Annotated in this window: 14 protein-coding genes; 9 read left to right on the forward strand and 5 right to left on the reverse strand. The window is 64.8% G+C overall.

Annotated features, from left to right (window positions below; genetic code table 11):
* Positions 1–129: 129 nt before the first annotated feature.
* Both ASG25_RS02430 and uvrC read left to right on the forward strand, forming a co-directional pair.
* Positions 130–894, forward strand: a complete 765-nt coding sequence (locus ASG25_RS02430; RefSeq protein ID WP_062468762.1) for an SDR family oxidoreductase — start codon at positions 130–132, stop codon at positions 892–894.
* Positions 891–2,954 (forward strand): excinuclease ABC subunit UvrC, encoded by a 2,064-nt coding sequence (uvrC, locus tag ASG25_RS02435; RefSeq protein ID WP_062468765.1) that lies wholly within the window; start codon positions 891–893, stop codon positions 2,952–2,954. Before ASG25_RS02430 ends, uvrC begins: the two co-directional genes overlap by 4 nt.
* A 173-nt stretch (positions 2,955–3,127) precedes the next feature.
* On the opposite strand, the gene ASG25_RS02440 is transcribed toward uvrC, so the two are convergent.
* Positions 3,128–3,667, reverse strand: a complete 540-nt coding sequence (locus tag ASG25_RS02440) for an acyl-CoA thioesterase (protein ID WP_062468768.1) — start codon at positions 3,665–3,667, stop codon at positions 3,128–3,130.
* A gap of 277 nt (positions 3,668–3,944) precedes the next feature.
* Here ASG25_RS02440 and pgsA point away from each other — a divergent pair, with 277 nt between their 5' ends.
* Genes pgsA through ASG25_RS02455 form a run of 3 tightly spaced genes read left to right on the forward strand, consistent with a single transcriptional unit; the run spans position 3,945 to position 5,285 of the window.
* Positions 3,945–4,535, forward strand: a complete 591-nt coding sequence (gene pgsA, locus ASG25_RS02445; RefSeq protein WP_062468772.1) for a CDP-diacylglycerol--glycerol-3-phosphate 3-phosphatidyltransferase — start codon at positions 3,945–3,947, stop codon at positions 4,533–4,535.
* Positions 4,532–4,792: a molybdopterin converting factor subunit 1 gene (gene moaD / locus ASG25_RS02450; protein ID WP_062468774.1), complete on the forward strand. Its 261-nt coding sequence runs from the start codon at positions 4,532–4,534 to the stop codon at positions 4,790–4,792. The genes pgsA and moaD overlap by 4 nt, the downstream gene beginning before the upstream one ends.
* A 4-nt stretch (positions 4,793–4,796) precedes the next feature.
* Positions 4,797–5,285, forward strand: a complete 489-nt coding sequence (locus ASG25_RS02455; RefSeq protein WP_062468777.1) for a molybdenum cofactor biosynthesis protein MoaE — start codon at positions 4,797–4,799, stop codon at positions 5,283–5,285.
* Between the two features lie 18 nt (positions 5,286–5,303).
* Here the strand turns inward: ASG25_RS02455 and ASG25_RS02460 are convergent, their stop codons facing one another.
* Positions 5,304–6,197, reverse strand: coding sequence for a branched-chain amino acid ABC transporter permease (locus ASG25_RS02460; RefSeq protein WP_062468780.1), 894 nt, complete (start codon positions 6,195–6,197; stop codon positions 5,304–5,306).
* Positions 6,198–6,259: 62 nt separating this feature from the next.
* Between ASG25_RS02460 and ASG25_RS02465 the strand changes: the two genes are divergently transcribed.
* Together ASG25_RS02465 and ASG25_RS02470 are read left to right on the forward strand one after the other, a co-directional pair.
* Positions 6,260–6,904: a CGNR zinc finger domain-containing protein gene (locus tag ASG25_RS02465; RefSeq protein WP_082479836.1), complete on the forward strand. Its 645-nt coding sequence runs from the start codon at positions 6,260–6,262 to the stop codon at positions 6,902–6,904.
* Entirely contained in the window at positions 6,901–7,407 is a 507-nt protein-coding gene (locus tag ASG25_RS02470; protein ID WP_062468783.1) for a hypothetical protein, read from the forward strand. Before ASG25_RS02465 ends, ASG25_RS02470 begins: the two co-directional genes overlap by 4 nt.
* Before the next feature lie 218 nt (positions 7,408–7,625).
* Here ASG25_RS02470 and ndk read toward each other — a convergent pair whose 3' ends face one another.
* The gene (gene ndk, locus ASG25_RS02475) at positions 7,626–8,048 is read right to left on the reverse strand and encodes a nucleoside-diphosphate kinase (RefSeq protein ID WP_062468786.1); all 423 of its coding nucleotides are present in this window, start codon (positions 8,046–8,048) and stop codon (positions 7,626–7,628) included.
* Between the two features lie 113 nt (positions 8,049–8,161).
* Positions 8,162–8,869, reverse strand: coding sequence for a glutathione S-transferase family protein (locus ASG25_RS02480; RefSeq protein WP_062468789.1), 708 nt, complete (start codon positions 8,867–8,869; stop codon positions 8,162–8,164).
* Positions 8,870–9,009: 140 nt separating this feature from the next.
* On the opposite strand from ASG25_RS02480, the gene ASG25_RS02485 reads away from it, so the two are divergent.
* Entirely contained in the window at positions 9,010–9,510 is a 501-nt protein-coding gene (locus ASG25_RS02485) for a DinB family protein (RefSeq protein ID WP_062468792.1), read from the forward strand.
* Positions 9,511–9,514: 4 nt separating this feature from the next.
* Here the strand turns inward: ASG25_RS02485 and ASG25_RS02490 are convergent, their stop codons facing one another.
* On the reverse strand, positions 9,515–10,282 hold the full coding sequence (locus ASG25_RS02490; protein WP_156379639.1) for a methyltransferase: 768 nt from the start codon (positions 10,280–10,282) through the stop codon (positions 9,515–9,517).
* 288 nt (positions 10,283–10,570) lie between these two features.
* Between ASG25_RS02490 and ASG25_RS02495 the strand changes: the two genes are divergently transcribed.
* Positions 10,571–11,638 (forward strand): GGDEF domain-containing protein, encoded by a 1,068-nt coding sequence (locus ASG25_RS02495; protein ID WP_162242156.1) that lies wholly within the window; start codon positions 10,571–10,573, stop codon positions 11,636–11,638.
* The last annotated feature ends 8 nt before the right edge of the window (positions 11,639–11,646 follow it).

Below are 11,646 nucleotides of genomic sequence, written 5' to 3' on the forward strand. Positions count from 1 at the left end.
CATTTTCATCGAATTCGGCCTTTTTCGTTCACCCGGGATTAACGAATGATCCGGCGGTTTCGGCGTGCGTAAGCTGTTCTTTTATGATCTGGCATGCGTGCCGGTAAGAATCGTGGGGGACAGACGCGGGTGAGACATGTGTTAAAAACGGCACTGGTGACGGGCGGTGCAAAGCGGATCGGCCGCGCGATCGTCGAGGATCTGGCCCGGAACGGCTTTGCCGTCGCCATCCACGCGAACGGATCGCTTGACGAGGCGCGCGCCCTTTCCGCAAGCCTTGCAGCGGAGGGTGCGACCACGGTCGTCGTGCAGGCGGATCTCGCCGACACCTCGGCCCTCGGCCGTCTGGTGAGCGATGCCGCCGCGGTCATCGGTCCGCTCGGTCTCCTCGTCAACAATGCCTCCGTCTTTGCCAAGGACAGTCTGGAGACCTTCGACGAGAAAGTCTGGGACCGACATTTCGCGCTGCACGTCAAGGCGCCGTCGGTTCTCGCCGGCCATTTCGCCGCCCAGCTGCCGGCGGATGCGTCGGGGCTCATCGTCAACATGATCGACCAGCGTGTCTGGTCTCCCAACCCGCGATTTTATTCCTATATGTTGTCGAAGTCGGCGCTCTTGACGGCGACGGTAACGATGGCGCAATCGCTGGCGCCCGCCATTCGCGTCAACGGGATCGGGCCCGGCCCGACCCTGCCGAACGAGCGGCAGAACGAGGCCGATTTTCGGGCGCAGGTCGATGCGGTGATGCTGAAGGTCGGCCCTGCACTGGAAGATTTCGGCCGCACCATCCGGTATATGTTCGACACGCCGTCGATGACCGGACAGATGATTGCGCTGGACGGCGGCCAGCATCTGGCGTGGCAGACGCCGGATCAAATGGAGATCGTGGAATGAACGGACGGACGCCGCAGGATGGCGGCATCTTGTACGACGAGAATGCCAACGACGATGACGAGGATGCGATCGAGACGGTCGAGGCGCCCTCGCCCGTCGGCGATATCGACTGGGCTGAAACATCCGCCGTGCCGGACGGGCTGCGCGGCGCGGAGCTGATCCAGGCTTTCGTCAAGCTTCTGCCCAACAGTCCCGGCGTCTACCGCATGTTCAACGAGGCCGGCGACGTGCTGTATGTCGGCAAGGCGCGCAGCCTGAAGAAGCGCGTCAGCAACTACGCGCAGGGACGCGGGCACTCCAACCGCATTTCCCAGATGATCCGCCAGACGGCGAACATGGAGTTCGTGACGACGCGCACCGAGATCGAGGCGCTGTTGCTCGAAGCCAATCTGATCAAGCGGCTGCGGCCGCGCTACAATGTCCTCCTGCGCGACGACAAGTCGTTTCCCTATATTCTCGTGACGGGGGACAGCCGCGCACCTGCGCTCTACAAGCATCGGGGCGCGCGCAGCCGGAAAGGCCAGTATTTCGGCCCCTTCGCCTCGGCCGGCGCGGTGGGTCGCACGATCAATTCGCTGCAGCGCGCCTTTCTCCTGCGCACCTGTACCGACAGCGTCTTCGAGAGCCGGACGCGGCCCTGCCTGCTGCACCAGATCAAGCGCTGCTCGGGACCCTGCACCCGCGAGGTCAGCGACGAGGACTATTCGGAGCTCGTTGCCGAAGCGAAGGACTTCCTGTCCGGCAAGAGCCAGGCGGTCAAGGCGACCATCGCCGCGGCCATGAGCGAGGCCTCCGACAATCTCGATTTCGAACGCGCCGCGCTCTACCGCGACCGGCTGGCGGCGCTGTCCCATGTCCAGAGCCACCAGGGCATCAACCCGTCGGGCGTCGAGGAAGCGGACGTGTTTGCCATCCACCATGAAGGCGGCGTCTCCTGCATCCAGGTGTTCTTCTTCCGCACCGGGCAGAACTGGGGCAACCGCGCCTATTTCCCCAAGGCCGACCCGTCGCTGGCCCCCGCCGAGGTGCTGGCGGCCTTCCTGGCGCAATTCTACGACGACAAGCCGTGTCCGAAGCAGATCCTTTTGTGCGAAACCGTGGCCGAACAGGACCTGCTCGGACTGGCGCTCTCGGAAAAATCCGGATTCAAGGTCACCATTCTTGCGCCGCAGCGGGGCGAGAAGAAGGATCTGGTCGATCACGCCATGACCAATGCGCGCGAGGCCCATGGCCGCAAGCTCGCGGAAACCGCCTCGCAGGGTCGGCTGCTCGACGGTTTCATGCAGACCTTCAAGCTGGACCGCGTGCCGCGACGCGTCGAGATCTACGACAATTCGCACATCATGGGCACCAATGCGGTCGGCGGCATGGTGGTGGCAGGGCCCGAGGGCTTCGTGAAAAGCCAGTATCGCAAGTTCAACATCAAATCGACCGACATCACCCCCGGCGACGACTTCGGCATGATGCGCGAGGTGATGACACGCCGCTTCAGCCGGCTGCTGAAGGAGGAAGGCAAGCCGAACCGGAGCGTCGAACCGGGCGAGGATGCCGGCTTTCCGGCGTGGCCGGACGTGATCCTGATCGACGGTGGACAGGGTCAGATGACGGCCGTTCGCGCCATCCTGAAGGAGCTCGACATCGAGGACTGCGTGATCGCGATCGGCGTCGCCAAGGGTGTCGACCGCGAAGCGGGTCGCGAGCGGTTCTTCCCGCCGGTGCGCAAAGAGGGTGGGCTGACGGTCGGTCGCGACGGCTTCACCCTGCCGCCGCGCGATCCCGTGCTCTATTTCATCCAGCGGCTGCGGGACGAGGCGCACCGCTTTGCCATCGGCAGCCACCGGGCGCGGCGCAAGCGCGAAATGGTGAAGAACCCGCTCGACGAGATTGCCGGCATCGGCCCGACGCGCAAGCGCGCGCTGCTCCACCATTTCGGAACCGCCAAGGCCGTCTCCCGCGCCGGCATCAACGACCTCGTGGCCGTCGAAGGCATTTCGGAGGCCGTGGCAAAGCTTGTCTACGACCACTTCCACGAGGATGGCGCGACGGCATCGCGGAGCTGAAGCGCGTTGCGTGAAAAGGGATTCACGCAACGCGCTTCAAGGTCCTGCTGTGATGCATGTCGTTTCCCGAAGCTTCTGCACACCTTCGGGCGACATGCATGAAGGCCCCGGAGACCGCGGGCGTGCCATTGCTCCGGCCGGGCGGTCGCCCCGCCCTTCCCCGACGCGTCTCGCTAACCGTCGCTTCCGACGGTTTCGATATCGGCACCGGCGTCGTCGCCGTCCTCTTTGGCGGCATGGAAGCGGGCCTCGAATTCGCGACGCAGCGTGCGTCGAATATCGGCGGCGTTCTGGCGGCGTCGAGCGGCGGCATTGCGAGGGACCAGCGAGGGGACGGCGGCCGGACGGCCATCCTCGTCCACCGCGACCATGGTGAAGTAGCAGGAATTGGTGTGCCGTCTGACACCGGAGCGGATATCCTCCGCCTCCACGCGAATGCCGACCTCCATGGAGGTTCGGCCCGTCTGGTTGACGGAGGCGCGGAAGGTGACGAGTTCCCCGACGAGGATCGGCTGGCGAAACACGACCTGATCGACCGACAGCGTGACGGCATAGCGCTGCGAATAGCGCGAGGCGCAGGAGAAGGCGACACGATCGAGCAGGTTGAGCAAGGCGCCGCCATGAACCTTGCCGGAGAAGTTGGCCATGTCGGGCGTCATCAGCACGACCATTTCCAGCTCACCCTTCTCATGCGTCTCCTGCGTCTCGTCCATGGCGCGTCCTTTCCCGGCTGGTTTCTCTCACCGGTGACACTACAGCGCCCGCCGTCTTCCGCAACACGTCGTCTGCCCTGGGCCGTCCTTGCCGTGCGACGCCTTTTCGGGGGAAAGGTCGCAGATCAGGGTGGGCATGTCGCGGCGGTTCACGGCCCGTTCAGAAGAATTCCGCCACAATTGCCGCTCAATCATCAAAAACCGGTTGACCTCCGGGTCACGACGTCTTTCATCCCGCCTGTACGAATTGCGTACGAAGTCCAGAGACCGAGTTAACATGCGAACCGTGCCCGTCGCCTACAATATCCCCAATCTTCTGACATACGGGCGCATCCTCGCGGTTCCGCTGATCGTTCTCTGCTTCTTCATCGAGGGCAAGCTGCAAAGCTCCGATATCGCCCGCTGGACCGCGCTCGGCCTGTTCGCGGTGGCTTCGATCACCGACTTCTTCGACGGCTATCTCGCCCGCATCTGGAAGCAGACCTCCAATATCGGTCGCATGCTCGATCCGATCGCCGACAAGCTGCTGGTCGCCTCCGTCTTGCTGCTTGTTGCCGCCGACGGCACGATCGCCGGCTGGTCGATCTGGGCCGCGATCATCATTCTCTGCCGCGAGATCCTCGTCTCGGGCCTGCGCGAATATCTGGCGGCGCTGAAAGTCAGCGTTCCCGTGACGCGGATTGCCAAGTGGAAGACGACGATCCAGATGGTGGCGATCGCCTTTCTGCTCGCAGGTCCCGCGGGCGACAAGGTTCTGCCCTACACCACGGAGATGGGCATCGCCCTCCTGTGGATCGCCGCCGCCATCACGCTTTACACCGGCTACGACTATTTCCGCGCCGGGCTGAAGCATCTGGTGGACGAATGAGAGAGGTCCGGCTCGTCTATTTTGCCTGGGTGCGCGAGCGCATCGGCCTGAGTGACGAAATCGTGTCCCTGCCCGAGGCGGTCGTGACGGCGGGCGATCTGATCACGTGGCTCAAAGGTCGCGGCGAGGACTATGCCGCAGCGCTGGAGCACGAAAACGTTATTCGCGTCGCCGTCGATCAGGACCATGTGGAGCATGACGAACCGCTCGGATCGGCGCGCGAGATCGCCCTGTTTCCGCCGATGACCGGCGGCTGACGGCATGGCCCCGGCGCCTTCCCCCCTGACGGCACGTGCGAGCATCACCGTTCGCGTGCAGCCTGGCGACTTCGATACCGCTGCCGAAATCGATGCGCTCTCGGCCGGCCGCACGGATATCGGCGCGGTCGTGACTTTTTCGGGGCTCTGCCGCGAGGAAAAGGGCCAGCTGGCCGCCCTCGAGCTCGAGCACTATCCCGGGATGGCCGAGGCCGAAATTCGGCGGATCTGCGAGACGGCCGTCGCACGTTTCGACCTGCAGGGCGCAACCGCCATCCACCGATTCGGCCGGATCGCGCCCGGTGACCGCATCGTGCTCGTGATTGCGGCCTCCACTCACCGCCAGGCCGCCTTCGATGGCGCCTCGTTCATCATGGACTACCTGAAAACGGCAGCGCCCTTCTGGAAGAAGGAGCATCTGAAGGACGGCACGGCCCGCGGCTGGGTCTCGGCGAAGGATACCGACGACACCGCCCGCGACCGCTGGTCCTGACGACTGCCTGCCCGGCGGTCAGGGGACCGGCTGCTCACGGCGGCCGACGACGACGATGAAGACCAGCAGGGCAAAGACGAAGGGGTCGCGCCAGGCCAGAGGCCCGAAGGCGCTCCAGAGCGTTTCGGCCAGCCCGAGCAGCGCGGCGCCGGCCGCCGCGCCCAGCGGATGCCAGGCACCGCCGATGCCGGCGATCATCACCACCTTCAGGCCGAACACCATGCCCGCACCGAAATCCATGTTGCCGTAGTAGGACGTGGCGAGAATGCCGCTGAGGCCTGCGACAAGGCTGGCGACGACATAGGACCAGAGGAAGACGCGACGGGCATCGATGCCGCAGAGCTCGGCCGCGCGCGGATCGTCGTTGACGGCGCGCCAGTACCGGCCGAAGCGCCCGAAATGCAGAACGGCCGCGCCGAGGCCGACGATCGCCAGCATGAGCGCGGTGTTGCCGAGCTGGATCACCGTGAGATCGACACTGGATGTCCCGTCCGTCCAGAGCGTGACCGGCGTGTTGAGAAACGGCGGCAGCCAAAGGCTGCGCGTCTTTGCGGCGAGCCGTGCCATCTCCATCAGCGCGATCGACACGCCCAGACCGGCCACGATCAGCGCGTTTTGCGATGCGCGCAGCAGCGGCAGGAGAACGAAGCGTCCGACAAGGAGGCCCGCGCCGGCGGTGTAGGCCAGCGAAGCGGCTGCCCCGAGGGCGAGACAGGCAGGCAACACCAGCCAGAAACGGTTCCAGCCGACATCGGCAAAGAGCACGTAAACCTGGCCTGCGAAGGCGAAAAGCGCGCCGTAGACAAGGTCCACGCGCTTGGTGACGCCAAAGGCGATCGCGTAGCCGAAGGCAAGGACGGCATAGAGGGCAGCGACCGGCAGGGCATTGGCAAGCTGTTGCAGCAGGTACATGCGAGGCCCTCCATCCGCAAAAATATAACTGGTGAAATGCATTTTACCAGTTATATTTAGGCATGGAATTTACCTGGACCCCGCATCGCTTTTCCGGCGGCCTGCTCGCGCTCGACGTCGCCAACAGCGTCATTCTGCGCGCGGTTCCCGAGCGCTCGATCGACCGGTTCGCCGAGCCGGAGGCGCTTGCATCGTTTGCGGCCGCAGCGGCACTGTTCTGTGTCGAGCCCCTGCCCGGAGGCGCCTCGATGCCGGAGGCCTCGACACCCTGTCCTCTGGTGCCGCCGGCAGCGGCAGACCGGGCCGCGTTCTTCGCCTTGCGGGAAGCGATCGACCGGTATTTTCGCGCACGCGCCGAGGGCGTGGACGACACGCGCCTGCTGGCCGACCTTCTCGACGCGGCATCGCAGGCGCTGCGGAGGTCGCGGACGACGTTATCGGATAAGGGCGACCTCGCAGCTTCGACGGCACGCTCCGCCCTTCGGCTCGCCGCACGGTCGGATGACGGCCGGCTGAAGATCTGCGCAAATTGCGGCTGGCTGTTTTTCGACCGGAGCAAGAACCGGAGCCGGACCTGGTGCGACATGACGGTCTGCGGCAACCGTCGCAAGGCCAGCCGGCACTATCGCCGGGGGAAGGACGACGGCAAGAAGGAAGGTAGGGAGGAAGGCCGGGAGGAAGGCCGGGACGGAGGTACGGCGGAATGAAGCGACCTGGCGTCATTCTCGGCATGATCGGCGCTCTATCGATGGCCGGATGCCAGCGCGAGACCGGGCCGGGACCGACAGAGGTGTCCGGACGCCTCTTCGTCTTCAACTATCGCATCGCCCAGGCGCACTACATGATCACGCTTCGTCGCACGGCCCCCCTGCCCGATCCGGCGGTGGCCGTCACCACGTTCGAGGATCCGCGCGGCGGGGAACCGCTGGTGACACGCACAAAGATCTTTCCGTTCTGGGACACCATCGTGCTGGAAAGCCCGCCGATCCACTGCGTCAGGAAGGATCGCTCCTATAGGGTCGGCATCCGTATCCTCGATGGTGCGGACAGGCTGGTGCAGGCGATCGAGACCACGGCAGTGTCGACCGTCGACCAGACCGTGCTGACGGCCAAGCCGCTCGTCGTTGGACCGGGCTATGCTGTCAACCCGGACATTCTGCGGGCGGACGGCAGCGTGGATTACGCGCCGGAAACAGGTTGTCCGGCCTGAGCGCCCGATCGGCCCATGCCTGTCGCCCGAACGTGCGCAGCGGTTTCGGGACACGGCTTGCATCACAACAAGAATTTAAAGCGCGTTGCGGGAATCCTTTTTCACGCAACGCGCTTCAGGAGACCGTGGCACAGCAACGAAAGCCTATAGAAAAGGCCGGGGCGTTTCCACCCCGGCCTTTTCTCATTCCGTTCGTTCACCCGATCGCTTAAGCCGGATCAGCCGACGATTTCGGTGGCCGAGAACCAGTACTTGATCTCTTCGGCAGCGGTTTCCGGAGCGTCCGAGCCGTGAACCGAGTTTTCGCCGATCGACAGGGCGTGCGTCTTGCGGATCGTGCCTTCGTCGGCATTGGCCGGGTTGGTCGCGCCCATGATTTCGCGGTTCTTCAGGATGGCGTTTTCGCCTTCGAGAACCTGAACGATGGTCGGGCCGGAGGTCATGCCCTGAACCAGCTCGCCGAAGAAGGGACGATCCTTGTGGACGGCGTAGAAGCCTTCGGCTTCGCGCTGGCTCATCCAGACGCGCTTGGAGGCAACGACGCGCAGGCCGGCGTCTTCGATCATCTTGGTGATCGCGCCGGTCAGGTTGCGCTTCGTTGCGTCCGGCTTGATCATCGAAAAGGTGCGTTCAATCGCCATGGTGTCAAATCCCTAGGAGTTGCGTTCGTTTGGACGGTTCCTTACCGAGACGCCGCGCGCAAGACAAGGGGAATGCGCCGCACGGCCGATTTGAAAAAGCGGCGATGGCGGGATCACGCGGCCTCGGCCGTCCCGGCAGCAGGCATCCCGCGGCCGAGCCCGCCGTGAAGATCGAGGCAGCGCTCGAACCAGTCGGCGACCGCGTCGAGAGGATCGAGCAGCGGTTGAGGCGAGATGATCCGGGCCCATTGCAGGGCGCCGAAGACGATGTAGTCCGCAAAGAGCGGTGTGTCTCCGCCGATGAACGGCTGCTTCCTGAGCAGGGAACGCAGCGGCATGAGCTTGTCGGCGAAGGCGGATCGCTCTGCCGGCCCTGCGGCCGCGACCTCTTCGAGCGTCTTTCCGAAAGCCGCTTCCCGGCTCGTGCGGAAATAGGCGCGATCCCGGGGGGCCAGACGGTCATGGACGTCAAGAAGGATGATGCGGATGATGGCCGGATGCAGCACCGTCTGCGAAAAGGCCTCGACGAACCGTGCGGTTGCGCGTCCGCCGTCTCCACCAAAGAGCGTTGCCCGATCGGGATAGGCCGCGTCCAGATGCTGGGCGATCGCGAAACTGTCGACGACCGCGTGATCGCCGTCGACGAGATACGGCACCGTCTTCGTCGCGCCGCCCTCCACCTCGGGAATTTCCGTGAAGGCGAGCGGCACGACGCGACAATCGAGGCCCTTGTGTGCCAGGGCCATCTCGACCTTCCAGACATGCGGCGAAAACCGCCTGGCCCGGTCTTCGCCGCAAAGCCCGTAGAGCAGTCTCGTCATCGCAGGTCTCCGTATCCGGTGTCGCGCTTATCTGAACGCGGCACGCAGGGAAAAGCAAATCAGCAAATTTCATGCATCCCATCATCCCCATCGATCGCCCGGGAGAATAGGATACCGGTCTCGCCGTCTTCGGAGCTCCCATGATCGACCATTTCCGCATGTTTGCCGCCTATAACAGCTGGGCCAACCAGCGCATCTACGCCGCAGCGGCTGCGCTCGGCGACGAGGACCGCCGCAGGCAGACCGGCGCTGCCTTCGGCAGCCTGCACGGAACGCTGAACCATCTGCTGGCCACCGACCGGATCTGGATGAAACGGTTCACCGGAGAGGGCGAGGCACCGACCACGCTCGACGCCATCCTGTTTGAGGATTTCGAGGACCTGACCGTCGCGCGCGTGGCGGAAGACCGGAGAATTGCCGGCTGGATCGACGGCCTGACCGCGCAGGAGCTGAACGGCGTCTTCACCTATACGCCGATCAGCATTCCAGAGCCGATCAGCCAGCTACTCTCCCCGTGCCTTGCCCATCTCTTCAACCATCAGACGCATCACCGAGGCCAGTGCCACATGATCCTGACGAGCCTTAGACAGCCGAGCGTCGTGCTGGACCTCGTCTTCTTCCTGCGCAGCCGCAAAGCCTGATGCGTCAGAGCGTATAGATATGGAGCTGGGTGCGGCGGGCGTCGTCGACATCGAGAATGCGGTCGGCCGCGCGACCCGGCACCGTGAAACTGTTGCTGACGAAGAGCGTGCCCGGGCGCATCTCCGCCCGCGCCTTGTCGAACAGCCGCGCCATCGGCACGGGCGAGAGAAAGCAGTAGACCAGGTCATAGGCACCGAGATCCGCGTCCCACAGGCTGCGATAGACGATACGGGCATTGGCAAGGCGACTGAAGGCGATGCGCAGCTTGGATGCGGCGACCACCAGCGGCGCGGTTTCCAAGCCGCTCACCTCGACGTCCGGATGGGCGCGGGCAAGGAAGGTGACGACCCCGCCCATGCCGCTGCCGAGATCGACCACGCGCTTTGCCTGCGCGGCGGCCACGAGGTCGGACAGCGCCTGCCAGGTCCGCCGGTTGGTGAGATAAAGCGGCACCTGCTCGGATGCGCTGTTCCAGTAGACGAGCGCGCAGAGCACGAAGGCGGCAAGATAGGCCCAGGCCGGTACCGCATCGCCGTAGACCACGGCGACCGGCAACAGGAACTGGACCACAAGCCAGATGGGCGGCATCCGCAGGAGACGCCCGAGGGCGGCGGCCGCCGCACCCTGCCCGAGAAGGACCGGCAAGGTACCCGGCGTGATGAAGCGCGACAGCGACAGGACAGCCGCGAGGACCAGCGCCTGGCAGCCGAGAACCTTGATCCAGGGGACGATCTGGTTGCGCAGGACGCGCATGGCGAAGCTCCTTGTCATCACGGTCGCCACGTTTTTGCGTGTGACGCCGATCCCGCGCCTGATTCGCAGGCGATCGTGTTCATTCGGCAGCTATCGCAGGTTCTCCGGCCCCGGCGAAGGGAGACGTGCCGGATTCGTGTCCGCAGAGCGCCGGCATCGTCAACGGGCCGCCATTGTCGGTTTCGAACAAACATCCAGTGGTTGAACCTTGATTAAGTATTTTTGAATGTTTTAATCTATATGTCTGGCGGCAACAGCGGACGCGGGATAGGCATGGCGATGAAGGAACGGGTAAGGCACAGCGGCATGACGGCACGGTTGGACCGATCTGGTCCCGAGCCTGAAACCGGCATGGTCCAGCGCATTGCGCAGGCCATGGCGCAACGGGGCGTCCAGCCCCTGCCGCGCAATTACGAGCTGTTTTACGCGGCGCTTTCCGGAGGCCCGTCGAACCTCGGCAGCGACCTTGCCGCCTTGGGCAAGACGCCCTCGCAAACGGCGCTCGATGCGATCGGCCTCAGGCGCAAGTTGCCGGGTCATCTGGGCCAGGAGCTCTGCACGGCCCAGCAGGGGATCGTGACGGCCATCCAGACCATGTCGTCGGCGCTTTTGCGGGAAACCCGGCCGATGGCGGATGCGCTCGACACACTCGACGCTTTTCTGCAGAGGCTCGACGCGGACCCGGTGATGTCGATGTCGGATTTTGCCGAGGATGCGCGGGCGCTCCGACAGACGCTGTCCCAGCTCCGCGTCTGCGAAAAGCGCCTGGCGGACACCGTGCGGATGACGACGGCCACGCTCGGCGATGCGCAGACACAGATTGCGGCCGACCAGCGCGCCGTGCTGCGCGACGGGTTGTCGGGCCTGCCGAACGGCGCGGCCCTCTCGATGACGATCGCCGCTTTGTTCGACGGGGACGTGACGGCAAAGCCGGCCGCGTTGATTCTCGTCAGCGTGGAGCAGCTGCGCGCGCTCGCGGAACGGTACGGACCGGAGGTCGGCGCTAAGGCCGTCAAGAAATGTGCCGCCATTTTCCGCAAGTCGGTCAAGAAAAGCGATGTCGTGGCCCGTATCGGTTACGACGCGTTCGGCTTCCTGCTGCTCGACGTCAGCGAACAGAACGCGCAAGCCATCGCGACGCGGATCCGCGATGCCGTGCAGTCGCTCCAGATCCGTCTCCCCAGCCGCGATTTCGCCGCCCAGTCCCTGTCGCTGTCGGCCGGCATCGCGACGACCGCCACCGTCAGCGGCCCGCGGGACCTCATGCGTCACGCGGAGATGGCCCTGACGATGGTTCGGGCCGACGGACGCCAGGGCATCCTGCGCTGCACGCCGATGATGTGCGCGCAAATGGCCGAGCTGCAGGAGGCATGAGGGCGACA

The organism is Rhizobium sp. Leaf384, from assembly GCF_001424065.1.
GTDB lineage: Bacteria > Pseudomonadota > Alphaproteobacteria > Rhizobiales > Rhizobiaceae > Ferranicluibacter.